Origin of the sequence: Nesiotobacter zosterae, assembly GCF_033843645.1 — a bacterium.
In the GTDB taxonomy this organism is placed as follows: domain Bacteria; phylum Pseudomonadota; class Alphaproteobacteria; order Rhizobiales; family Stappiaceae; genus Pseudovibrio; species Pseudovibrio zosterae.
In genome coordinates this window covers 284,436-307,514 of the sequence record NZ_JAWXVZ010000001.1, presented here as the reverse complement: position 1 = coordinate 307,514, position 23,079 = coordinate 284,436, and the positions used below count along the sequence as shown (strand labels likewise).

Here is a 23,079-nt window from a genome sequence, read left to right as displayed (position 1 = left end):
AAAGCCTGATACAAGGTCGAAACCAACCAAAATGGGTTGCCGTAGACTGCGCTTACGGCACGAGGCACTCGCCCTCTTCGCCTTCGGCGGCCTCACAGCATTTCCACTCGGAGTACTCGCCACACGTGTCCTCGCCCACGGTGCGGCGCACACACAGCTTGGTGGTTTCAAAGGTACGGCGCTCGTCAGAATCCATCTGGCCAAGGGTCTCGATGGTTCCCTCCGGCGCATTGGGGCCAACAACCACCTGAATTTCGCAGATGCTTGGCTGCAGGTTCATTACGGTGATGTTGGCGTGGCTGGCGGATGCGGCAACGATCAGGGCAGTGCAGAAAGTTGCGGATGCTAGAAGGGACTTGAGCATGGGGCCTCCGGTTTGGATGCGCTTCTGATGGCGCGAATTGGCACGCAGTCCAATCTACCCTGCTCCTGTTAACGAGTGCTGAGAGGGACCATTCGAAATGAATTGAATGGTCCCAGCTCCTCTTAGGGTTACTCGCCGTCCCAGCTTTTGAGCGCGGGCACCCGGTCGAGACCAAGTGTCGACACCGCGCGGGCGGCAATTTGCGTGTACATGCTCTCTAACGACTCTGGCATGGAATAGAACGGCGGTACGGGCGGGCAGATGATGCCGCCCATGCGCGTGACCTTTTCCATGGCTTCAATGTGGCCCAGGTGAAGCGGGGCTTCACGGGTGACCAGCACCAAGGGCCTGCGTTCCTTGAGGGTTACGTCCGCTGCACGGGTGAGCAGACTGTCCCCCAAGCCATAGGCAACCGCCGACAAGGTGCGCATGGAACACGGCACGATGATCATGCCATTGCCCGGCGAAGAACCGCTGGCCATGGGAGCCATCATCTGGTCCGCATCATAAGAGGCTCTGGCGTGCTCTTTGAGACGCTCCACACCTTCCTCGCCAAGCTCATGCCTGATCGTCAGGTCTGCGCCTTTACTGATCACAAGGCGCGAATCCACGCCCATGCTCTCTAAGATCTTGAGCGTTTCAAGCGCTAAAACGGCGCCGGACGCGCCGGTGACCCCCACTACAATTCTACGGGCCAAGTTATTCTCTCCCTTTTTTTACGCCCGGCAGGCCGTCTGGGAACAATTCGTCCCAACGTTTCTCCACCGCCCGGGCCATTTCTTCTGGCATGATGATACGCTGTGCCCAGTCACGCGTTGTCTCAGTGCCAATCTTTTTTGTGGCATCAATGCCAAGTTTTCCGCCTAATCCTTCGAGCGGCGATGAAAAATCCAGGGTGTCTACTGCAGTACGGTCAATAACGGTTAGATCGCGGGATGGGTCCATGCGCGTTGCGACTGCCCACATGACATCGCTCCAGCTCCGGCAGTCGATGTCCTCATCTACCGTGATGATCATCTTGGTCATGGTGAACTGTGGCAGCAAGGACCACATGCCCATCATCACCCGCTTGGCCTGACCGGCGTAGCTCTTCTTGATCTTAAGCACCGCAATGCGATAGGACGCCGCTTCCGGCGGCAGCCACAGATCCACGACCTCCGGCAGCTGTTGCTTCAAAAGGGGCAGGAACACATCGTTCATGGTTTCGGATAGGACGGCGGGTTCATCAGGTGCGCGCCCTGTGAAGGTACTCATGTAAACTGCGTCCTTTCGCGCTCGGATCTTGGTGATGGAGTAGAGCGGAAACTCTTCGGATTCATTGTAATAGCCGGTGTGGTCGCCAAACGGACCTTCAGGGGCTGTCTCTGTTGCCGCTGCAAAGCCTTCGATCACAACTTCACTGCTGGCCGGAACGTGCAGCGGGATGGTGCTGCAGGGCACCAGCTCGGGGCGTTTGCCAGACAGAAGGCCTGCAATGGTGAGTTCCGTAACATCGGAAGGTGTCGGCAAGACGGCCGCAAGGATTGTTGCGGGGTCTGCGCCGATGACTGTGGCAACCGGCATGGGTTCGCCGCGTTCCGCCCACAAACGATGGTGGGCCGCGCCGCCGCGCATGGCGAGCCAGCGCAGGATGGCCTTGTCTCGATCAATCACCTGAACACGGTAGATTCCGAGATTGTAGGTTGACGGATCATCCTCTCCCGGTGGACGGGTGATGACGATGCCCCACGTGATCAGCGGTCCTGCATCGTCCGGCCAGCAGGTCTGCACAGGCAGTTCTTCCAGATCCAGCGGCAGATCATGAAGCTGCCGGGACGGGCCGACCTTCTTCGGCCGTGAAGCAAGGGCAGCCTTTGCAACGGGCAGAGCATCCCACATGCCGCGCAGCCCCTTGGGCGGCTTTGGCGACCGCAGGAAAGCCATCAGCTCGCCCAGCGCCGAGAGGTCTTCCGGCATGCATCCGAGCCCGGCGGCGACGCGTTCCTTGGTGCCAAAAACGTTGGTGACCAGAGGAAGCGAAGGGCGAGCACCGTTCACGGCGACCGGGCTGGTGAACTTGAGCACGGGCCCGCCCTGCTCGATTACACGGCGATGGATTTCGGTTGCCTCAACATTCAAAGAAACGTCGGGGGTGACGGTGCACACCTGACCTTGTTCTTCAAAGTGACGCAGAAAAGCTCCGAGCGTGTCGAAGGGGGGCTTGGTGCGTTTGTACATACATGATCCGGGCCGCTGGGCAACTGTGCGGCAATTTTGACTTTTATTAGTCTCAATAGATGCCAGATGACGTACCGGTCCTTGACTTCCATCAATGAAGGTAATCACAACCGCTTTTACGGATGGAGGGCTTAAGGAGGCCCTCTTCATGACACTTCAGCCTGAACGCGGCATGTTTCCGCCAATCCTGCAACGCGCGCTGCGATTTGTGCCGCCGCCTCCGTTGGGATTTGTGCTCACCCGTGCGGTGAGAAGATTGGCGCATCAGCGCCCGGATCTTTTCGACCGACTGGACGCGTACCGCCACGCCCACTTCATTATCAACCCAATTGACCTGCCCCATGTGTTTCGACTGATTCCAAATGGCGAACATGCGAGCGTGGAAATGCTGCCCCGCAAGGATATGCCTGAAGGCACGGCACGCATTTCCGGACCGCTGATCGTTCTGCTGGGACTGGTGGACGGTACCTATGACGGTGACGCTGTGTTCTTTACGCGCGATCTGGTGATCGATGGCGACACGGACGCGGTACTGGCCCTGCGCAACACCATGGAAGAAGCAGACCTGACCCCCGCAGAACTGTTGGGTTTCAAGGGCGAGGTGCGAAAGCATCTGGACGCCACGGCGGACAAGACCTTTGCCAAAATGCGCGCATACCTGAACGCACCACAGGCAAGCACCTAAGAACAGAAAACCATAACCTTTCTCGGGCCCCATCATTTAAGGACCAGATCCATGTCATTGGAAACCACGCAGGACTCTCATCTTCTGGAGCTTGTATGCCCGGCCGGGACGCCAGCGGCGTTGAAAGCGGCTGCTGAAGCGGGCGCGCACAGCATCTATTGCGGGTTCCGCAATGAGACCAATGCGCGTAATTTTCCCGGTCTCAATTTCTCCGAAAAAGAACTGAACGCGGGCGTTAAAACCGCTGCCCGCCATGGCGCCAATGTGCTGGTTGCCGTGAACACCTTTGCCCGCGCAGGCGACACCGAGCTATGGACCCGCGCAGTGGATGCTGTGGCCGCTTCTGGCGCGCACGCCATGATTGTTGCGGATCTGGCAGTGCTGGACTACGCGGCAACCCACCACCCAAACCTGAGGCTGCACCTTTCTGTACAGGCAGCTGCAGCGACGCCTGAGTCCGTCAATTTTTATGCTGAAACCTTTGGCGTTCAGCGTGTGGTCCTGCCACGTGTAATGTCCGTGGAAGAGATTGTGCGCCTCAACAAGGAAATTGACACCGAGACGGAAGTGTTCGTGTTCGGCGGCCTCTGCGTGATGACAGAGGGACGCTGCTCGCTGTCCTCCTATGCGACGGGCAAATCGCCAAACCTGACAGGTGTGTGCTCGCCTCCGGGCGACGTGGACTATCAAGAAAATGGCGGCACGCTGTCGGCACGCCTGGGCGGCTTTACCATCGACTGCTTTACACAAGGCGAGACGGCCGGTTACCCAACCTTGTGCAAGGGCCGCTTCCAAGCGGAAGGGGAAACAAGCTACCTTTTTGAAGACCCAGTGAGCCTGAATGCGGCGAGCTTGTTGCCGAAGCTGCACAAAGCCGGGGTGACTGCCATCAAGATTGAAGGCCGCCAACGCGGCAAGGCCTACATCTCTCAAGTGGTGAAGGCCTTCCGCACAGCCGTGGACGGTCTTCGGGAAGGCAAGACTTCCGAGGAAGAAGTTTCCGCAATGCTGGCCTCCATGACCGAAGGTGGCCGCGAAACAACTGGCGCATACAAGAAAATCTGGCGGTAAGACCCATGAGCACTGTTGAACTATCCCTCGGCCCCAACTTCTTCAATTGGCCCAATGAGCAACTGGTCGACTTTTATGCCCGTATAGCGGATGAAGCTCAGATTGAGCGCGTTTATGTGGGTGAAGTGATCTGCGGCAAGCGCATGCCGTTTTCCGACAAGGTGTTTCCGGAAATCATCGAACGCTTGCAGGCTGCAGGCAAGACCGTTGTGGTTTCCACGCTGGCGCTGCCTGTCACCGTGCGTGATCGCAAGTCGATTGTGGAACTGTGCGAGTGGGACGGCCTTGTTGAAGTAAACGACTTTGCGGGCGTTGCAAAGCGCAAGGGCAAACCGTTTGCAGCGGGGCCATTCCTGAACGTTTACAATGAAGGCGCTGCACAAACACTGGTGAACATGGGCATGGAAAGCGTCTGCCCGCCGGTGGAGCTGCCGATGACGTCCATCGAAACGATCGCCAAGGCTGTGCCAGATCTGGATATGGAGCTGTTTGCATTTGGCCGATTGCCACTGGCGGTTTCCGGACGTTGCTACCACGCCCGCGCCCACAAGCTGCACAAGGACAGTTGCCAGTTCATCTGCGACCGTGACCCTGACGGTATGGATGTGACCACTCTTGATGACGAGATTTTTTTGGCTGCCAACGGCATTCAGACCCTGTCCAACACCGTGCATGCCACGGCCCTGACCAAGGATGAACTGATCGACAAGGGCGTAAAACGCCTGCGCCTGTCCCCGCATTCGCTGGACATGGTGGCCGTGATCAACATCTTCCGCGACTTGGCTGAAGGGCGGATTGACGGCGAAGAATGCGCTGCACGTCTGCGCGCATTGCCGCTGCCAGGGCAGCTGGCAAACGGCTATCTTACCGGCAAGCCCGGTCACCTGTGGCTGGTCGATTAAAGTGAGTTGAGAGCAACGCCGGGGTTATGCCTCGGCGTTTTCCTTTGGCAGCTCGATGCCTGCGATAATCTGCATGATGCGAGCGCACTCGTTTTCCAGATGCGCCTGATGACGCTCGAATGCGAGCTCACCATGTCCGAACCGGATAGCCTCGAAAATTTCGATGTGCTCATCGGTAGACGCGGTCTTGCTGGCCGGGTCGCGCAACAGGGCAATACGGGCACGATGGCTTTGGTCCCACAACTGGGTGAGAACAGCACTCATGCGGTTATGCCCGCTGAGGGAAACGATGTTTTCGTGGAATTTTCTGTCTGCTGCCGCCCAGATGTCCATCTGATTTTGGGCTGTGGCGAGCTCCATCATTTCAAGGGCATCTTCAAGCGGCTTGATGTGGCTGGGGAAATGGTCTCCCTGCGCCAAAGCGCGGGCCGCAATGGGCTCCAGCGCTGCAATCATCTGATAAATCTCGCGAATATCTTCTCTCGAAAGATCCAGAACCTGCATGCCATGGCGCGGGCGAAGCTGAATCAGCCCGTCCTTTTCTAACAACAGCATGGCTTCACGAACTGGCGTGCGGCTCATTTTCAAAAAGTCAGCCGCTTCTTGCTCAAGCATACGCTGATTGGGCGCGAACTTCCCTTTCAGGATCGCATCCTTCAAACGCGTATAGGCAAGAAACACATTGGAGCTTAGGGCTGGCATGATTATGCATGAACTCGGATTGGTTTTGCGTTTAAGCAATATACGACATGCATGTTTTCCTGCAGATCGTCTAAACCCGTAGCGAGACGCGGCACACTATAAGTAATTCAGCCCAGACTAAAATAAGTTTCTCAGATCTATATTTTTCTCATCCCGGCCTCAGCCCCCAGTCACCTAGCGCCTTCAACAAGTTATCTGGATTTTGCGCTTTGATCAGGGTGACACCGGCGTCAACCAAGCTCTGCCAGATCACACGTGCATGCTGTAAATCCAGCACGCTGAAGTTTGCCGCGCATTTTGTCACATCAACACTGAGGCGGGCCTGTTTGGCGCGGGTTATGAAGAGCGCTTTGTTCAACTCTTCAAAACTTTTGAAGTCTACTTCGTGAGCAGGAACATGCAGTTGGCGCATATTCGGCTCGGTGGTGAGCACTTCCAGTGGCGTTTCGATGATGACTGCCACGCTGTGGAAGAACGGCTCTTTCACCAGAGCGGCGAGCGGGCAGCGAGCTGACAAGCGCACCTGAAGGATGGTCTGCTGCGCTGCGCCATGATCATGCAGCTGCGCGGCAATGGCGGCGTAGTCCTGAAGGTCTGCGTCCTCCAACTTCAGACAAAGGAGGGTTGCCTCGCCCAGCTTGGCCAGAATGTCTTCCAGAACAAGTGCCTGGGTGCCATGGCCCAAACGCCAGTCCAGCCCGTCATGTCGGGCAAGGCTGATTTCCAACCCGTCGGCATTTGAAGCAAGAGCCGCGTCCAGATCTTCTTCGAGAGTGTGCGCAGCCGGGTCCACCTGAGCAAAGACAAGCACGCCGCCGTCCTTGTAGCTTCTGAAGCGATGCCACAACCTTTCGGCGCGACACGACTTTACAGCGGAAAACGCGTTCATGCGGAACCTCTCCCAAGTTACGCCAGGAACTCCCGATCAGGGCGCCGAGCCGTTGCCAGCCCCCTCTGATTCCGTGGTAACTTTAGGGGAGTTATTGCCAGTAGATCAATGCCAGATAGATGGAGAGATAGCGCGCAGCCTTCCCAATGCTGACCAATACAAGGAACTGCAGCAGCGGGACACGGAGCGCGCCCGCGACAACAGTGAGCGGATCACCCACCACCGGTGCCCATGAAAACAACAGGGATGCCTTGCCGTAGGCAGCGAACCAGCCCACCGCCTTGTCGTAGTGCTGCTGCGAGACCGGAAACCAGCGCCTGCCAATGAACTGCATGAGAAAGCCGCCGCAGTACCAATTGAACAGGGAGCCCAGAACGTTGCCTGTTGTGGCCGCGATCAGCAACAGCACGGGATCGGACTTGCCGATCAGGACAAGCGCTGCCAACGCGGCTTCGGACGAGCCGGGCAACAGGGTTGCAGAGAGGAACGAGGTGGTGAACAGGCCAAAGTACAGCCCAAGGTCTGCGAGCATTCAGGTTTCCGTTCAAGGACCGAAAGCGCGATGACTAGCACAGCCCGGGCGATTGAAGGTCTGAAATCGCCGTGAACGAGGGATCTTTCACAAGAACCGTCGGTCTTGTGGCACAGCAAAAGCCCCGGCTGTCGGTTCCGGGGCTTTCACTTGGAGGATCACATCTGACGGTCCGGCTACATGGCGCCGGTGAGCCAGAGTGACAGGGATGGCACGGCGATCAACAGCAATAGGCGCACGATATCTGACAGCCAGAACGGCAGAACGCCCTTGAAGATGGTGGCCAGCGGCACATCCCGCAGCACATTGCGCAGGACGAACACGTTGAGCCCCACTGGCGGTGAGATGAGGCTGATCTCCGTGACGACGACCACGATGACAGCGAACCAGATGAGCACGGCTTCCGGATCGCTCAAGGCTTCAACGCCAAAGTCCAGTTCCATGATGAGCGGGTAGAACACCGGCACGGTGAGCAAGATCATGGAAAGGCTTTCCAGCACACAACCGAGCGCGATGTAGATGAGCACAATCGCGAAGATGACCATGTAGGCGTTCAGCTCCAGATCCAGCACCCATTCGGCCAGATAATCCGGCAGGCCTGCGAAGTTCACAAAGTTGGAGAAGACTTCCGCCCCGATGATGATGACGAAGATCATCGCCGTGGTGCGCGCGCTCTCCAGCCCGGCACTGAACAGACGCTCTTTCGTGAGGCCGCCCATGCCCAGCGCAATGAAGAACGCTGCGCCCGCGCCAATACCAGCGGCTTCTGTCGGCGTGAAGAACCCGCCATAGATGCCGGTCATGATGAGGATGAAAAGCCCCAGAACCGCAAGAACGCCATACTTTTCCTTGGTGCTGAAAGGCTCGTTGTTTTCAGCCTTTGGGGCCAGTTCGGGCTTGATGAGCGTGGCGATGTAAACGGCGGCGATGTAGAGCAGCACACCGAGAATACCGGGAATGACGCCCGCAATGAACAGCTTGCCAATGTCGGACTCCGTCAAGAGGCCGTAGATGATCATGATGACACTGGGCGGGATCAGAATGCCCAGTGTTCCCCCGGCAGCAATGGAACCCGCTGCGAGACTGTCCGCATAGCCATACTTGCGCATGGACGGCATGGCGACCTTGGACATGGTGGCCGCTGTTGCCAGCGAAGACCCGCAGACCGCGCTGAAGCCGCCACATGCCACGACCGAAGCCATGGCCAGACCACCACGGGCACCGCCGAGCAGGCGGTTTGCCGCTGCATAAAGACCATGGCTGACACCGGAAATGGTGAGCAGATTGCCCATGAGGATGAACAGGGGCACCACCGAGAGCGAGTAGGACAAGCCGGTTTCAAACCCGATGGAGCTGATCATAGCCCAAGTGGCATCCCATCCGCGCATGCTGGCAAACCCGAAGGCGCCTACGGCGATCATGGCAAAGGCTATGGGCACCCGAAGAAAGATCAGGGTCAGGAGGGCGGCAAAGCCGATGAGAGATTCAAACATGGATCAGTACCCTCTGCGCAGCGCAGTAAGGAGGTGTTGCAGGGCATAAAGGCCGCTCAGCAGCGCGCAGACAGCGGCAAACCAGGCCAGCGGCGCAAAAGGAATATTGAGGGCGTTGGTGATTGTGCCGTCCTCTGCCAGTTGCTCGGCGTGATGGGCCAGACGCCAAGCGAGAACGCCCAACACAATGGTCGACACGGCAGCGGATGTGAAACGCATGACACCCTGCATGACAGGCGGCACCATGCCGTAGATCAAATCCACCTCCACATGCTCCTTGGCCTGTGTTGTGAGCGGCAGCGCAGCGAAAACCAGCGCACAGAGCAGAAGCTGGGTGATTTCAAATGCACCGCGCAGCGGGGCATTGAACCAATAGCGACCAACCACATCCACGAGGGTGAGCGACGTCAAGCAGATGAGCAGGAGAACACAGCAAAGCCCCAACAGATTGAGGAGCAGTTGGGAGACAGAGCGCGCAGAAAGCGCACTCTGACCGTTTGCTGTGGCGCGGCTCACTGAGCCACTCCGGTCATCTCACGCATCTTCGTGAGGGCGGCTGCGCCATCGTAACCGTCTTCGGAAACGGCTTCCGCCCAAGCGGCCTCATAACCGGCGGCCTTTTCACGGATAGCAGTGACCATGCCCTCAGGAGCGTCGTAGATTTCAATGCCTGCTGCATTGATCTCTTCGATGGCCTTGGCGTCAGCATCGTTCCATGCCTGCCCCACCATTTCAGCAAAGGCTTCCCCGGAAATGGCTTCAATGGCAGCCTGATCTTCCGGCGACAGCTCGCCCCACTTGTCGTCGTTCATGACGAGGAACCAAGTGGTGTTGTAGATCCCGCCGGGCACCTTCATGGAGTATTTCACGTGATCCAGAAGCTTGAACGCGGTGAGCGCTTCATAGGTGAAGGTGACGCCGTCGATGATGCCGCGAGACAGCTTCTCATAGACTTCGCCGGAAGACATGAAGATGCTGTTGGAGCCCATGTCGCCCATGAGGTCTGCGATGTAGCCACCAGGGACGCGGATCTTCAGACCTTCCAGATCAGATGGCTGCTCGATCTTGCGCACGTTGTTGTGCAGCACGCCGGGGCCATGAACGAAAAGGCCAAGCAGCTTGGTGCCTTCATGCTCTTTCTGAGCTTCTAGATCGCCGGCGTAGACTGTCCAGAACGCCTTGGAACCGGACACAGCATCATCCCCAATGAAGGAGAACTGGCCGATGCGCGAACGCTCAAAGCGATTGTCCTTGGTGAAGGAGTGCAGGCCATAGGTGATGTCGGCGATGCCATCGACTGCCATGTCGTAGTGGGCTGGGGGCGCGCCTGCTGGCTTGGCCAGAACGCGAACGCTCACGCGGCCATCAGTTACTTCTTTCACCTGCTTGGCCCAAGGCTTGATGGCATTGACCACGATTGGGTGCTTTGGTGGCAGCCAGGAAGACAGCACCAGACGGGTTTCTGCGGAAGCGGAGCTGGACAGGGCAAATGGTGCCAGCATGCCAGCGAGCGCAAATGCGGCGGCGGTTTTCTTGAAGAACATGTTTTCTCCTCCCATTGAACAGCGGCGCAAGCGGCCAAACTGAAGTGCCCTTTGCGGGCAGGTGAAGGACGGCGTTCCCGGCACCGCCCTTGCGTGAACAGGCTTTAGTCGCCGCTCAGTTCTTTTTTATGCATCCAGTCTGCATGCTTTGGCGCACGCTTGGTCTGGCTCCACTCTTCCAGCATGTCCCACTTCACGGCATCCAGCTTGGCGAGCATTTCTTCTTCTTTCGGATCCGGACAGGCCAGCTCAATGCGGTGACCATTGGGATCGAAGAAGTAGATGCTGTGGAAGATGGAGTGGTCCGTGACGCCGAGAACTTCGATGCCGTTGTTCTCCAGGTTTTCCTTGAACTGAAGCAGGGTGTCGCGGTCTTTCACCTTGAAGGCGATGTGCTGCACCCAAATCGGGGTGTTGGGATCGCGGCCCATTTCCGGCTTGGTTGGCAGCTCGAAGAACGCCAGCACGTTGCCCTGCCCTGCATCGAGGAAGATGTGCATGTAAGGGTCCGGCTCATGTGTCGAAGGGACCTTGTCCTCCGCAATGGCCAGCATGAAATCCATGTTGAGGTTCTTGGTGTACCACTCCACGGTTTCCTTCGCGTCCTTACAGCGGTACGCAACGTGGTGGATGTGCTCGATTTTCATAGGTTCGTCTCCCTTGTCTCGTCACCCTGTCGGAACGCGGTGGTCCGATGGTTGATCAGGCATCACTGGCAAGCTTGAAAGCTTCGCGCAGGACGTCGCGGTCGCCAATGTGGTTGGCGAGTATCAGGATCAGCTTGGCGTTAAGGGCCTGGCTTTCCTCCATGGACTTCTCGGCATGCAAGGCCAGCAGCTCCTCGTAGAAGCCGTCGGGATCCTTGATGTTCGCCTTTGTATTTAGCGTAGCCATCACAAATCTCCCCCTCAGTGACCAATGGCGCGCAGCAGCGCCTGTTCGACTTCCGCCGCATTGTAGGTCTCCCAACGTGCTGCTACGTGCTGGTCCGGGCGCATGAGATAGACTGCCGTTGGCGCCTGACCCAAGTAACGGTTCGCAAGCGCAGAACCGGGCTCTGCGCTGTAGGCCAACCGCGTTATCTGGAGGCCGCCAAACTCGACCACTTCCGGCACATCGGTATTGACAGCCAGCAGTTGGAAGCCGTTGCCGAGCTGGTCCATGAGCCAACCATTTTCTACCGGTGCATCGCTTGCCGGAGCACCCGGACGGGACCGCTCGGGCATGTCCGGATGATCCGGGCCGTTCAATGAGGAACCATCGTAGATGCTTGGCAGGGACAAGCGGCCTGAGTTGACAAGCGGACGGGCAAAGGCTGCGTGCTCGGAAAGGTCCAGCACCGCATCACGGAACATGCGGCTCATGTCGGACTTGGGTGTGATGAAGTCCGTTGAACGCGAGGAGTTCAGAATGTTCTCATCCGCTGCGAACGTACGCTCCTGATCGTAGCTGTCGAGCAGGCTTTCCGGTGCCTTGCCATCAATGACCAGCTTCAGCTTCCAGCACAAATTGTCAGTGTCTTGCAGGCCGCTGTTGGCCCCGCGTGCCCCGAACGGGGAAACCTGATGGGCGCTATCGCCCGCGAAGATGACTGAGCCGTGGCGAAACTGCTCCATGCGGCGACACTGGAAGGTGTAGATGGACACCCACTCCAGCTCGAACTCCACCTCATCGCCAAGCATGGCCTTGAGGCGCGGAATGACGTTTTCCGGCTTCTGCTCTTCTTCCTTGTCGATGTCCCAGCCAAGCTGGAGATCGATGCGCCAAACGTTGTCGGGCTGTTTGTGAAGCAGAGCTGACTGCCCCTTGTTGAAAGGCGGGTCAAACCAGAACCAGCGTTCTGTTGGGAAGTCCGCATTCATGACCACATCGGCAATGAGAAAGTTGTCCTCAAAGATTCGGCCACGGAAGTCCAGATCCAGCATCTGACGCACTGGCGAACTTGCGCCATCACAAGCGATGACCCAATCGGCTTCAACCGTATAAGCACCCTCAGGTGTTTCCAGCGTCACCAGCGCAAAGCCGTCTTTCTGCTCTACTTGGGTAACCTTGTTGTTGCCGCGAATTTCAATGGGCTTGCCTTCGGCCTTGAGCGCCTGCACGCGCTCCACCAGATACTCCTCCAGATAGTATTGCTGAAGGTTGATAAAGGCTGGCCGCTTGTGGCCATCCTCTGGCAGCAAATCGAACTGGTAGACCTGACGCTCATCAAAAAACACCTTGCCGATGTTCCACTGCACGCCCTTGTCCACGAACTTGTCACCGCACTGCATGCGGTCCAGAATCTCCAGCGGGCGCTTGGCATAACAAACGGCGCGGGACCCCCAACTGACCTTGTCGTTGTCATCCACCACCACAACAGGCACGTCCTGCATGGCCAGATCAATGGCGGCGGCAAGACCAATTGGCCCTGCCCCGACAACAACGACCTTATGGCGTACAGGAGCAACCGCATCCTGATCCGCAGAGCGGACATAAGGGTAAAGTGGCACTTCAAAAATCTTGGTCATGATTGCTGCCTCCCAACAGCGCTCATCGCGTTAGCCCTGAAGCTGTGCCCACATCTCGCGGTCCCGTTCTGCGGTCCAGATGCGCGGTGTGTCGATGCCGCGCGCTTCATCGAAAGCACGGGCCACATTGAATGGCAGGCAGTGCTCGTAGATTGCGTAGTCCTTGAACTTGGGATCGCATTCGGCGCGGCAGGCGTCCCATGCTTCCTTCAAGGTGCCCCCACGGGCCGCAATGCGCTCGATCGGGCGGTAAGTGCTCTCAACAAAGTCACGGGTGTTCTCGATGGCTGCGTTCACCATCTTCTCACCAACCAGCGCATCACCGCGGCCGGGTGCGATGGCGTCCGGGTTGAAGGACTTGATGGCGTCCAGCGTGTTGCCCCAGTCCTTGAAGTGGCCATCGCCGCAGTAGCACGCGGAGTGGTACTCAACGATATCCCCGGTAAACATGACGCCTTCGTCCGGCACCCACGCCACAATGTCGCCAGCGGTGTGCGCACGACCCAGATGCATGAGTTCCACACGGCGGCTGCCCATGTTGATGGTCATGCGATCCTTGAAGGTCATGGTGGGCCAGGTGAGGCCCGGAATGCTGTCGGCAGCGTCGAACAGGCGTGGGAAGCGTCCGTATTCTGAATCCCAGTCTTCCTGACCGCGCTCATAGATCATGGCCTGACACTTTTCTGAGGCAATGATTTCTGAAGCGTTGTAGGCGGACGCGCCGAGCACGCGAACAGCATGGTAATGGCTGAGCGTGACGTACTTGATCGGCTTGTCGGTGACTTCGCGGATCTTGTCGATTACCAGCTGGGCCATGACGGGGGTGGCCTGCGCGTCCATGACCATAACACTGTCGTCGCCAATGATGACGCCGGTGTTCGGGTCACCTTCCGCAGTGAAGGCGTAAAGGTCGCGACCGATCTCCGTGAAGGAGATGGTCTTTTGTTCCATGTCGCCCGTTGATGCAAATGCTTTTGTCATTTGGTCTCCCTCCCCCTTAGCGAGGGTCGTAATCAGGTGCTGGCTTGATGGTTCCCACGCATTCGCCAAAGCCAATGCGGTAACCGTCGCCTTGCGCCCAACCTGTTAGAGTGAGTGTGTCGCCATCCTCGATGAAGCGGCGGGTTTCGCCGGTTTCCAGCTCAAGAGGCTCTTTGCCGCCCCATGTGAGCTCGAGGAGTGAACCGTATTGGGTCTTCTCAGGTCCGGAGATGGTGCCGGAACCGAGCAGATCACCCGTGTTCATCTTGCAGCCGCTGATGGCATGGTGCGCCAGCTGCTGGGCGGAGGAGTAGTACATGTTGTTGTATTTGGTCTTGGCGATGCGGGTTGCCTTTTCGGCACCTTTAGGCTGCATGAGGACCTCCAGCTCGATATCGTAGAGCATGGGGCCCGGTTCACGCAGGTAAGGCAGCAGCTCTTTTTCCCGTGTCGGCGTGGATGTGCGGAACGGCTCAAGTGCGGCCTTGGTGACCACCCAAGGGCTGATGGAGGTGGCAAACGCCTTGGCCTGAAACGGCCCGAGCGGCTGATATTCCCAAGCCTGAATGTCGCGCGCCGACCAGTCATTGAGCAACACATAACCGAAGATCATGTCGTCGGCTTCCTGCACGGAGATAGGACGCCCCATCTCACTAGGCATGCCAACGACGGCGCCCATCTCAAGCTCAATGTCGAGACGTTCACAGGCCCCAAAGCGCGGCACCTCGTCTGTTGGCGCTTTTTTCTGGCCGAGCGGGCGGGTAATGTCTGTGCCGCTTACGATGACGGTGGATGCGCGGCCATTGTAGCCGATCGGAATGTGGAGCCAGTTCGGTGGTAGCGCGTTTTCCGGACCACGGAACATGGTGCCCACGTTGAACGCATGCTGGCGACCGGCATAAAAGTCGGTGTACTCGCCTACGGTGAACGGCATGTGCATTTGTGCATCTGCCATGGAAACAAGCGCCTTCGTCTTGAGGCCCTCATCGTCCTTGAGCGCGCTGTCGCCGTCTTCCTTCAGCAGCGCAATGAGGCGTTCACGTACCTGATCCCAGGATGTCTTGCCCAAACCCATGAACAGGTTCAAAGCAGGCTGGTTAAACACGTGCTGCGCCCCACCTGCTGAGATCAGCCCAGCCTCTTCCAGCAGCGCAAGATCCAAAACAAACTGACCGATCGCAACGCCGCAACGTGGCGCAGAGCCGCCCGTTGAGAAAACGCCGTACGGCAGGTTTTGGAGAGGAAAGTGGCAGTCACTCTGGTTGGCGCTTTCAACCCAGCTTTTCATGAAGAAACTCGCTCTTGGTTTTTAAAGGGCACCTAAGAATTGGCCCTGAACGTAAATCTGCTCATCAGGATAGTTACAAATGAAACTTTGTCAATTGCCAACCCGTCAGTGAGATATTAGATATTGGTCTACATTCCGCAGAAGCGGCTGATTTTGGCGAATAATATTGCCGAACGCCTCGGGCGCATCAGCGAAACGTATAAGAATCGACCAAATTGACATTTAGTTTCACTTGTTACTATTATAAGTATCAGATGCGGCGCAGTGCCGTTTGGAACAAGAGAAACGCCGCGCCAAGCGACCGGCACAACAGCTAGGCAACTGACCCCTATGCACGATTTTGACCTTCGCGATTTCTTTCCGTACCGCGTGCGCGTGTTCGCTGCCGCGGTGAGCGCCGCCGTCACCCGCGTTTACACCGAGCGGCATGGGCTTGCGGTTTCAGAGTGGCGCACAATGGCCATTTTGGGCAGCAACCGGGCGCTTTCGGCAACCGAGATTGTCGAGAAATCCAGCATGGACAAGGTGAACGTGTCCCGCGCCGTGCAATCGCTGCGCAAAAAGGGTTTGTTGAAACGCGATATCGATGGGGATGACCGCCGACGCTCTGTGCTTCGACTGACGGAAGAAGGCAACCGCATTTTTCAAGATCTGGTGCCGCTTGTGCGGGAGGTGGAGCAGGAGCTGATTGCTGATCTGACGGAGGAGGAACTCACCCTTCTGGAAGGATTGATGGACCGGGTTCGCAAACGAGCGGATGCGACCATGGCGCTGACAGAACCGAGCGTCTGAGGCATGGCATTTGGGGAGGGAACAATGTCTGAGATCAAGCTTTACGACTACTGGCGTTCGTCGGCCAGCTACCGGGTACGAATCGCGCTCAACCTAAAAGGCCTGCGGTTTGAAACCGAGGAAGTTAACCTTCTGAACAAAGAACAAAATAGTGATGCCTATAAAGCACTCAACCCGCAGGGACTGGTGCCTACTCTTGTGCTCGACGGGCAGCGCTTCACCCAGTCGCTTGCCATAATCGAGTACCTGGAGGAGCAGTATCCCGAACCAAAGCTGATGCCGGAGGATGCACTGGGACGCGCCCGCGTGCGCCAACTCTCCTATGCCATCGCAATGGACATCCATCCCATATGCAACTTAGGCGTCGTACAGAGCATTGTGCACGTAAGTGGCGGTAATGAAACAATAAAAGCTCAGTGGATGAAAGAGAAGATCCGCAGTGGCCTGGTCGCATTCGAAGGCCTGCTGGAGCAGCTGGGCACCACAGGCGCTACGTGTTACGGAGAGACTGTTTCATTAGCCGACATTTGTTTGATGCCTCAAGTTTACAATGCCGACCGTTGGGGCGCGGACCGCAGTGATCTTTCTCGGATCAACACCATTGTTTCAGCCCTTGAACACCATCCTGCCTTCGCAGCCGCCTATCCTAAAAGTAGTTAACTTGAGGAAATGCACCATGGGCGCGATGGTCCCCCTTGATCATTTGGCAACTAGTTGTAAATAGTGGCCTGTTGCGGCACAATATAAGTGCTGATCTATAATAAGAGTATGGGGCAAAAGCTCCCAAATGGTGCATCGTCAGTAGGAATATAGAACCGGGCGACAATGGATCGCCATGACTTACTGATGAGAAGGAGGACGGTGACCTTGAACGCAAGGACGCCCCCTGTGAGCGAGAACGATTTGCCCAGCGAGGGCAGGCCTGTTCGTTGGTTCTATAAGGTAAACGGTGAAAATGTCGGCCCTCTTGAGGAGCCGGAATTTCTGGAGCTCTTGACCTCCGGAAAGATCAGCCGTTCAACGAAGGTTTGGTCACGTGAACTCGGCCCTGTCTGGCGCCGCGTTTATGAGGTAGATCGCCTCATCGATATGCTGCACGAAGCAGATGAAGAGGCTAAAGCAGAGAAAGAGGCGAACCGCCCCCCGCGGCACGTCGCGCCTTCGCTCGCCTGGATCATGGTGTTTGCCCCGGTCATTTCCGCTCTGGGTGCCTTGATGCTTGGCGGCATCATCCCGGCAGCGGCTGAGGACTTCCGGGTTTACCTGCTGCCAGCCTATTTCCTTATGGCCTACCCTGTTGTCTGCGCGTGTTTCCATCGCATTGACAGCAAGGCCCTGAAAGCGAGCTACGAAGAGAGTGTGAAGGTTGGCATTGTCTTGTTTCTGCTGATCCCACCCGCTTATTTCCTGCTGCGCAAGAACATCGCGAAAAATCAGCACTTCATTTTGCCGTTGCTGTCGTTCGCGGTGTACCCAACACCTTTCCTGATCTACTGGGCTGCGTTCTAGAGGCCGCAAGGTCGTTCGGACCGCACCGCAGAACGCGCCCAGTCTCTTGCTTCCTACTCTCCACCCGTAAGATGAAAGCCGTCAGACTTAAGCGACGACGCTTTCAACGAACTGCGCCGTGTGGTCAGCAGCAAGTTGGTCTCACTGGACGCCACACCATCAATCGAGCGAATGCGCTTCAACACATCGTCCAAAATGGTCAATGTCTTGGTGTTGATCTCCAAAATGAGATCCCAATTGCCGTTGGTGGTGTGAACGGCGGAGATTTCCGGCATTGTGTTGAGACGGGCGACGATCTTGTCCATGCCCTTGCCTTCGATCTGCACCGCCATGATGCCACGAACTGGCTGATCGTAAACGTCATTCTTCAAAACGACAGTGAAGCCAAGGATCTCGCCCGATTCTTGCAGCTTTTCCATGCGGCTGCGAACGGTTGCACGCGCAAGCTTCAACTCCATAGCCAGATCGGACACGCTTGCCCGCCCATTTCTACGTAGTAACGCTATCAAGTGGCGATCTATCTCATCCATAATGCGTAAAAAGCCTTATCAATTTGGCAATATTTGCCATCACTGTGATCATTATGATCTCTTTTTACCGCCGTTGGAAGGCGCATAATTGGCGCAACGATAAAATATCCAGAGGACCCTGAATGTCTGAGAAGATCCTTTTGATAGGCGCCCCCATTCAGACCGGCACCCATTTGGGCGGCTGCCTCATGGGCCCCGATGCCTTTCGTACCGCGCAGCTGCCCAACCATCTGCAGGCGTTGGGTTTTGATGTTGAGGACCTTGGAAACCTCCGTGTTTCCGTTCAGGAACCACTCTCGCACACGAACCCGAAGGTGCACCATCTGGCAGAATATCGCGCCTGGACCCAAGTGCTTTACGAAGCAGCGTACAACGCCATGAGTGAAGGGGCCCTCCCGATTTTCTTGGGTGGGGACCATTCCATGGCCGCCGGAACGGTGTCAGGTGTGGCGCAGCACACGGCTGAACAAGGGCGAGAACAGTTCGTGCTCTGGCTGGATGCACACCCCGATTTTCACAGTCTGGACAGCACCGAGAGCGGCAACCTGCACGGCACGCCAGCGGCCTACTACACGGGAAGCAAGGATTTCACGCCCTATCTGCCGAAACTGGCAAACCCGGTGAAGCCGCAGAACGTATGCATGATGGGCCTGCGCTCTGTTGACCGCGCCGAGCGCGATACCCTGCGAGAGGTTGGCGTTCTGGCCCATGACATGCGCAGCATTGACGAGAATGGCGTCATCAAGCCGCTCCGCACGTTCCTTGACCGTGTGAAAGCCAGCAACGGCAAACTGCACCTGAGCCTGGACGTGGACTTCCTCGATCCAGCGATTGCACCGGCAGTGGGCACCACTGTGCCCGGGGGAGCGACCTTCCGCGAGGCGCACCTGATCATGGAACTGCTGCATGATTACAAACTGGTCTCATCACTGGACCTTGTAGAGCTCAACCCGTTTCTCGACCATAGCGGCACCACGGCCCGCTTGATGGTTGATCTGGTGAGCAGCTTGTTCGGCAAGAGCATTCTTGACCGGCAAACGCGCGCCGCAGAAAATTTCTAATAAGAAGGGACAACCGCACATGGTGAAATTCGTAAGCGTCGACAACATTCTGGAGATTGTGCGCGGTCAGGGAATTGAAGACTTCCTGCACGGGCTGGCCGATTATGTTGAAGAAGACTTCAAGCGCTGGGAACTGTTCGACAAGATCCCGCGTGTTGCTAGCCACTCCAAGGTCGGCGTGATCGAACTGATGCCAACAAGCGATGGTGAGCTTTACACCTTCAAGTATGTGAACGGCCATCCCAAGAACACCAAGGAAGGCCTACAGACCGTTACCGCTTTCGGCTTGCTCGCCGATGTCGATACGGGCTATCCGGTGATGCTTTCCGAGATGACCGTGCTGACGGCTCTGCGTACAGCAGCAACTTCCGCGGTGGCTGCAAAACATCTGGCGCGTCCGGGCTCCAAGAGTATGGCGATGATCGGCAACGGCGCGCAGTCCGAGTTTCAGGCGATTGCATTCAAGGAGCTGCTCGGCATCACCGAACTACGCCTCTATGATGTTGACCCGAAAGCCACCGAAAAGCTGATCCGCAACCTGAATGGACGGGGTTTCACCCTTACTGCCTGCAGCAGCCCGGAAGAAGCTGTGACAGGGGTGGACATCATCACCACTGTGACCGCAGACAAACAGAACGCAACCATCTTGACCGACAACATGGTTGGCAGCGCCCTGCACATTAACGCCATCGGCGGGGACTGCCCGGGCAAGACGGAGCTGCACAAAGACGTGCTGCTGAAGTCCAAGATCTTCGTTGAATACCCACCACAGACCCGCATTGAGGGTGAAATTCAGCAGCTGGACGAGGACTACCCTGTCAACGAACTTTGGCAAGTGATGCGCGGCGAAGCACAGGGCCGCGACGATGAGCGTCAAATCACCCTGTTCGATTCCGTAGGCTTTGCAACCGAAGATTTTTCGGCGCTACGCTACCTTCATGATCGGGCGATCGCGACCGGCCTGTTCGACACACTGGACATGGTGGCCGACCCTGCCGATCCCCGCGACTTGTTTGGCCTGCTGACGAAACCCGTAGGCCCAAAACTGGCCGTTGAAAACGGCAGTTGATCTCAACACCTAGCGAGGCGCTTCGTTCCCTTCCGGAGCGCCTCCGTTCTTAAGGTGAGCTCACGGCTTGCCGGTAAAAATCGCAAGCGCCGGCGGCTTGCGATTTTCTTTGCCCTTCTTTACAGCTAGGCATCCTTCCTTAGGTCATCTCCAGCCGGATGCTTACCCATGAACGTTTTCATTCTCACCGCCTTCAAGCTCGGCAAGGATGCCATTCGCCTGTTCATCGATATGGTGAAGGTAATGGTGCCAATCATGATCCTTGTACGCATTGCGATCGAGTTTGGCGCTGTTGAGCATCTGGCAAGCTTTCTCAGCCCCGTGATGGGCATAGCCGGTCTGCCAGCAGAAACGGGTCTCGTGTTCGCCACGGGCCTTCTGGTGAACAACTATGGTGCGCTGGCCGCCATGATGGGCCTGCTGCCCGGAATGGAGCTGACCGTTGCGCAGGTTACAGTGCTGTTGTCCATGGTGCTGATTGCTCACGCACTTCCCCTTGAACAAGGCATCTCGCGCAAAGCAGGCGTAAGCTTTATCTTTTCTTCCGGCCTGAGACTGGTGGTGGGCATGGCCTACGGCGTGGTGCTGAACCTTATCTACGCTTGGGGCGACTGGCTGCAGCAGCCCTTGGACCTGAGCTGGTTGCCAGTGGTGCCGCAAGCTGACGAGACATGGTTGCAGTGGGCATGGTCCAGCGCTTCTTTGCTGTTCTCCCTGTTCTGGATCATTCTGGCGTTGATCATCTTCCTGAAGCTACTGGAAGTAACAGGCATCACCGGCCTATTGACCCGCTTGTTTGCACCGCTTTTGAGCTTGATGGGCATCAGCCCAAAGGCGACCAACGTCACCATGATTGGTGTATTGCTCGGCCTTTCTTACGGTGGCGGCCTGATCATTCGGGAAGCGCAAGCTGGCAATTTAAGCTCTCGGGACGTTGTGCTTTCCGTCAGCTTCATGGGGCTGTGCCACGGCCTGATTGAGGATCCGTTGGTGATGATGGCGTTTGGCGGCCACTATTCCGGTGTCTTGATCGGCCGATTTGTGTTTACCGTGATTGCGATGATCCTCATCAGCCGCTTGATGCTGTTGCTGCCTGAGCAGCTGTTCGAGCGCTTCTTCTACCGCCCAGCGCGGGCCTGAAGCGCAGCCTCTATTCGCCAATTCCAAGGGCAAAAGCTTCTTCTCGGATCAACCGGTCCGAGAGCACGAGCAGGATGAGCCCCGGCAAGGACGCCACCAGCGCGATGCCTGCCGCCGTTGCGCCCATGGCCCCGCCAGATATCTGCGAGAACAAAAGGGTCGGCAGAGTGACGATGCTGCCCTGCCCGATGAAGAATGTGAGCAAAAACAGGTTCGTTGACACAAGGAAAGTAAAGAGCGCCCCGGCAAGCACCCCGGGCATAAGCATGGGCAAGGTGACACGGGTGAGCACTTGCCAATCGTTGGCGCCGAGGACGCGGGCATTGTCCTCAAAGCCTTGATCCAGCCCCTGATACACGGCGGTGAGCATGCGCACCATGTAAGGCACGGTGGGAATGAGGTGGACGATGATGACCCCAACATACGTGCCTGATAGGCCCAACCCCGTAAAGATCATCAAAAGCGCAATGCCGATGGCGGCTTCCGGCACCAGCAACGGAAGTGACAGAAAGAACTCCAGACGCTTCTTGCCGCGGAAGTTTGCTCTTGCCAGAACCCGCGCGGCGGGCAGGCAAATGAGCAGGCAGAGCAACGATACAGCAACACCGATGCCGATGGTGTTCACGGTTGCTTCAAGCACCTTTGAGGTGGGCGACAGCACATAATCCCACGCCAAGGGAAACGGCGAAATCTGCCGTTGTTCGAGCCACCAGACGGAAGGCAGCAGGTCTGGCCATGCCCAGCGGAACGCAAGGCTCTGGATGATGAGCGGTGCGAACGGCCCAATGGTAAAGGCAAGCACGGCGAGAATGAGCAGCTTCTGCCCAAAGGTGAGAGAGCGAAGGCTTGCGCTGGCCATCAAAGGCGCCCCCGTTTGCGTTCAAAGCGGCGATAGGCAAACAGGTAACCTGCCAAAATGGCCCCGGAAACCAGCGTGAGCGAGACAATTACCGCCATGCCCTGCAGCTGATAGACGTAGTTGGCGTCGTTGAAGTAACGCCATGCCAACACGGGAAGTGTTTCCGGATAGCCGCCGCCAAGGATGAACGGGGCTTCGAACGCGCCGACATTGAAGGCAAAACAGATGAGAGAGGCGGAGACGATGCCGGGCATGAGCTGAGGGAGCGTTACTCGCCAGAATACCTGATGCGTGCGGGCCCCAAGGACCATAGCCGCTTCCCGTGTGCCCTGACCGAGCCCCAAAAGAACAGCCAGAATGGCCATGGTCATGAACGGCACCTGCTTCCAGACATAAACGGCAATGATGCCCCAGCCCCAATGGCTGTGCAGGATGGCCGGGAACGCGCCGGGATCTGAAATAAGGCCCAAGCTGGCCGCAAGACGGGAAATGATGCCGCCGTTCCCCAGCATGATCAACGCAAGAGCGATCCCAACACTGTACGGAACCATAAGCGGCAAACGCGAGACGGCCAAAAGCACCTTTGAGCCGCGAAAGCGACGCTCGAACGCCAACGCCAGCGGCACAGAGATGATCAGCCCCAACAGCGTTGAAACGACGCCGTAGTAGAGCGTGAGCCCAAGGGAAAGCCAGAAATCCGGCGAAGACCATAGTGCCACGAAGTAGTCGGGGTTGGGAAACTCGTTGATGCCGAACCAAGGCGCAAAACCGAAGCTTTGAAGCAGACCAAGCACAAGCGCACCGCCAAACAGACCCAGCATGACCAGAAGCAACGGGGCAAGCTGGAGCTTTTCCCGAAGGCTTAAAGGTTGGCGGTGTGAAGTGGGGCGGTCGTGCTGGATCATCTCAGGGAATGAAGGGGCGAGGCCAATGCTCGCCCT

Annotated in this window: 26 protein-coding genes; 9 read left to right on the top strand and 17 right to left on the bottom strand. The window is 57.3% G+C overall.

Annotation, left to right across the window (positions count from 1 at the left end; genetic code table 11):
- Positions 1 to 52: 52 nt before the first annotated feature.
- The 3 genes from Q3Y58_RS01475 to Q3Y58_RS01465 all read right to left on the bottom strand — a co-directional run bounded on the left by Q3Y58_RS01475 (position 53) and on the right by Q3Y58_RS01465 (position 2,581).
- The gene (locus tag Q3Y58_RS01475; protein ID WP_319620698.1) at positions 53 to 364 is read right to left on the bottom strand and encodes a hypothetical protein; all 312 of its coding nucleotides are present in this window, start codon (positions 362 to 364) and stop codon (positions 53 to 55) included.
- Between the two features lie 128 nt (positions 365 to 492).
- Positions 493 to 1,062 carry a UbiX family flavin prenyltransferase gene (locus tag Q3Y58_RS01470; RefSeq protein ID WP_319620697.1) on the bottom strand — a complete coding sequence of 190 codons (570 nt, stop codon included), beginning with the start codon at positions 1,060 to 1,062 and terminating at the stop codon, positions 493 to 495.
- A 1-nt stretch (position 1,063) separates the two neighbouring features.
- The gene (locus tag Q3Y58_RS01465) at positions 1,064 to 2,581 is read right to left on the bottom strand and encodes a UbiD family decarboxylase (protein WP_319620696.1); all 1,518 of its coding nucleotides are present in this window, start codon (positions 2,579 to 2,581) and stop codon (positions 1,064 to 1,066) included.
- A 148-nt stretch (positions 2,582 to 2,729) separates the two neighbouring features.
- Here Q3Y58_RS01465 and ubiT point away from each other — a divergent pair, with 148 nt between their 5' ends.
- From ubiT to ubiV, 3 genes are read left to right on the top strand one after another with little or no spacing between them, the layout of a single operon-like run.
- Positions 2,730 to 3,266: a ubiquinone anaerobic biosynthesis accessory factor UbiT gene (gene ubiT / locus Q3Y58_RS01460; protein ID WP_274218016.1), complete on the top strand. Its 537-nt coding sequence runs from the start codon at positions 2,730 to 2,732 to the stop codon at positions 3,264 to 3,266.
- Positions 3,267 to 3,317: 51 nt separating this feature from the next.
- Entirely contained in the window at positions 3,318 to 4,337 is a 1,020-nt protein-coding gene (ubiU, locus tag Q3Y58_RS01455) for a ubiquinone anaerobic biosynthesis protein UbiU (protein ID WP_274218015.1), read from the top strand.
- Between the two features lie 5 nt (positions 4,338 to 4,342).
- The gene (gene ubiV, locus Q3Y58_RS01450; protein ID WP_319620695.1) at positions 4,343 to 5,239 is read left to right on the top strand and encodes a ubiquinone anaerobic biosynthesis protein UbiV; all 897 of its coding nucleotides are present in this window, start codon (positions 4,343 to 4,345) and stop codon (positions 5,237 to 5,239) included.
- Positions 5,240 to 5,263: 24 nt separating this feature from the next.
- On the opposite strand, the gene Q3Y58_RS01445 is transcribed toward ubiV, so the two are convergent.
- The 11 genes from Q3Y58_RS01445 to fahA form a co-directional block, all read right to left on the bottom strand.
- The gene (locus Q3Y58_RS01445; RefSeq protein WP_319620694.1) at positions 5,264 to 5,941 is read right to left on the bottom strand and encodes a GntR family transcriptional regulator; all 678 of its coding nucleotides are present in this window, start codon (positions 5,939 to 5,941) and stop codon (positions 5,264 to 5,266) included.
- Positions 5,942 to 6,089: 148 nt separating this feature from the next.
- Positions 6,090 to 6,830, bottom strand: a complete 741-nt coding sequence (locus Q3Y58_RS01440; RefSeq protein WP_319620693.1) for a hypothetical protein — start codon at positions 6,828 to 6,830, stop codon at positions 6,090 to 6,092.
- 91 nt (positions 6,831 to 6,921) lie between these two features.
- Positions 6,922 to 7,362 (bottom strand): YqaA family protein, encoded by a 441-nt coding sequence (locus Q3Y58_RS01435; RefSeq protein ID WP_274218011.1) that lies wholly within the window; start codon positions 7,360 to 7,362, stop codon positions 6,922 to 6,924.
- 176 nt (positions 7,363 to 7,538) lie between these two features.
- Entirely contained in the window at positions 7,539 to 8,855 is a 1,317-nt protein-coding gene (locus Q3Y58_RS01430) for a TRAP transporter large permease (RefSeq protein WP_319620692.1), read from the bottom strand.
- 3 nt (positions 8,856 to 8,858) lie between these two features.
- Positions 8,859 to 9,371 carry a TRAP transporter small permease gene (locus Q3Y58_RS01425; protein WP_319620690.1) on the bottom strand — a complete coding sequence of 171 codons (513 nt, stop codon included), beginning with the start codon at positions 9,369 to 9,371 and terminating at the stop codon, positions 8,859 to 8,861.
- Positions 9,368 to 10,399: a TRAP transporter substrate-binding protein gene (locus Q3Y58_RS01420; protein WP_319620689.1), complete on the bottom strand. Its 1,032-nt coding sequence runs from the start codon at positions 10,397 to 10,399 to the stop codon at positions 9,368 to 9,370. Before Q3Y58_RS01420 ends, Q3Y58_RS01425 begins: the two co-directional genes overlap by 4 nt.
- Positions 10,400 to 10,503: 104 nt before the next feature.
- Complete coding sequence (locus tag Q3Y58_RS01415; protein ID WP_274218007.1) at positions 10,504 to 11,046, bottom strand: VOC family protein; 543 nt, start codon at positions 11,044 to 11,046, stop codon at positions 10,504 to 10,506.
- A 55-nt stretch (positions 11,047 to 11,101) separates the two neighbouring features.
- Entirely contained in the window at positions 11,102 to 11,293 is a 192-nt protein-coding gene (locus Q3Y58_RS01410; RefSeq protein ID WP_274218006.1) for a DUF2783 domain-containing protein, read from the bottom strand.
- A gap of 14 nt (positions 11,294 to 11,307) precedes the next feature.
- Positions 11,308 to 12,909 (bottom strand): FAD-dependent oxidoreductase, encoded by a 1,602-nt coding sequence (locus tag Q3Y58_RS01405; protein WP_319620687.1) that lies wholly within the window; start codon positions 12,907 to 12,909, stop codon positions 11,308 to 11,310.
- A 30-nt stretch (positions 12,910 to 12,939) separates the two neighbouring features.
- Positions 12,940 to 13,890 (bottom strand): MBL fold metallo-hydrolase, encoded by a 951-nt coding sequence (locus tag Q3Y58_RS01400; protein WP_274218004.1) that lies wholly within the window; start codon positions 13,888 to 13,890, stop codon positions 12,940 to 12,942.
- A 16-nt stretch (positions 13,891 to 13,906) separates the two neighbouring features.
- Positions 13,907 to 15,178 (bottom strand): fumarylacetoacetase, encoded by a 1,272-nt coding sequence (fahA, locus tag Q3Y58_RS01395; RefSeq protein ID WP_319620686.1) that lies wholly within the window; start codon positions 15,176 to 15,178, stop codon positions 13,907 to 13,909.
- Positions 15,179 to 15,508: 330 nt separating this feature from the next.
- Between fahA and Q3Y58_RS01390 the strand changes: the two genes are divergently transcribed.
- From Q3Y58_RS01390 to Q3Y58_RS01380, 3 genes are all read left to right on the top strand, one after another.
- On the top strand, positions 15,509 to 15,970 hold the full coding sequence (locus tag Q3Y58_RS01390) for a MarR family winged helix-turn-helix transcriptional regulator (protein WP_274218002.1): 462 nt from the start codon (positions 15,509 to 15,511) through the stop codon (positions 15,968 to 15,970).
- Positions 15,971 to 15,994: 24 nt separating this feature from the next.
- Entirely contained in the window at positions 15,995 to 16,630 is a 636-nt protein-coding gene (maiA, locus tag Q3Y58_RS01385; protein WP_319620685.1) for a maleylacetoacetate isomerase, read from the top strand.
- Between the two features lie 228 nt (positions 16,631 to 16,858).
- A complete protein-coding gene (locus tag Q3Y58_RS01380; RefSeq protein WP_319620684.1) occupies positions 16,859 to 17,479 on the top strand; it encodes a GYF domain-containing protein in 621 nt (206 codons plus the stop codon).
- Between the two features lie 53 nt (positions 17,480 to 17,532).
- On the opposite strand, the gene Q3Y58_RS01375 is transcribed toward Q3Y58_RS01380, so the two are convergent.
- The gene (locus Q3Y58_RS01375; protein ID WP_274217999.1) at positions 17,533 to 18,009 is read right to left on the bottom strand and encodes an Lrp/AsnC family transcriptional regulator; all 477 of its coding nucleotides are present in this window, start codon (positions 18,007 to 18,009) and stop codon (positions 17,533 to 17,535) included.
- A gap of 122 nt (positions 18,010 to 18,131) precedes the next feature.
- Between Q3Y58_RS01375 and rocF the strand changes: the two genes are divergently transcribed.
- From rocF to Q3Y58_RS01360, 3 genes are all read left to right on the top strand, one after another.
- On the top strand, positions 18,132 to 19,070 hold the full coding sequence (rocF, locus tag Q3Y58_RS01370) for an arginase (RefSeq protein ID WP_319620683.1): 939 nt from the start codon (positions 18,132 to 18,134) through the stop codon (positions 19,068 to 19,070).
- Positions 19,071 to 19,089: 19 nt separating this feature from the next.
- Positions 19,090 to 20,139: an ornithine cyclodeaminase gene (locus tag Q3Y58_RS01365; protein WP_319620682.1), complete on the top strand. Its 1,050-nt coding sequence runs from the start codon at positions 19,090 to 19,092 to the stop codon at positions 20,137 to 20,139.
- 168 nt (positions 20,140 to 20,307) lie between these two features.
- A complete protein-coding gene (locus tag Q3Y58_RS01360; RefSeq protein WP_319620681.1) occupies positions 20,308 to 21,279 on the top strand; it encodes a nucleoside recognition protein in 972 nt (323 codons plus the stop codon).
- A gap of 10 nt (positions 21,280 to 21,289) precedes the next feature.
- Here the strand turns inward: Q3Y58_RS01360 and Q3Y58_RS01355 are convergent, their stop codons facing one another.
- On the bottom strand, positions 21,290 to 22,138 hold the full coding sequence (locus tag Q3Y58_RS01355) for an ABC transporter permease (RefSeq protein WP_274217995.1): 849 nt from the start codon (positions 22,136 to 22,138) through the stop codon (positions 21,290 to 21,292).
- Positions 22,138 to 23,043 (bottom strand): ABC transporter permease, encoded by a 906-nt coding sequence (locus Q3Y58_RS01350; RefSeq protein WP_319620680.1) that lies wholly within the window; start codon positions 23,041 to 23,043, stop codon positions 22,138 to 22,140. Before Q3Y58_RS01350 ends, Q3Y58_RS01355 begins: the two co-directional genes overlap by 1 nt.
- Positions 23,044 to 23,079 lie beyond the last annotated feature (36 nt).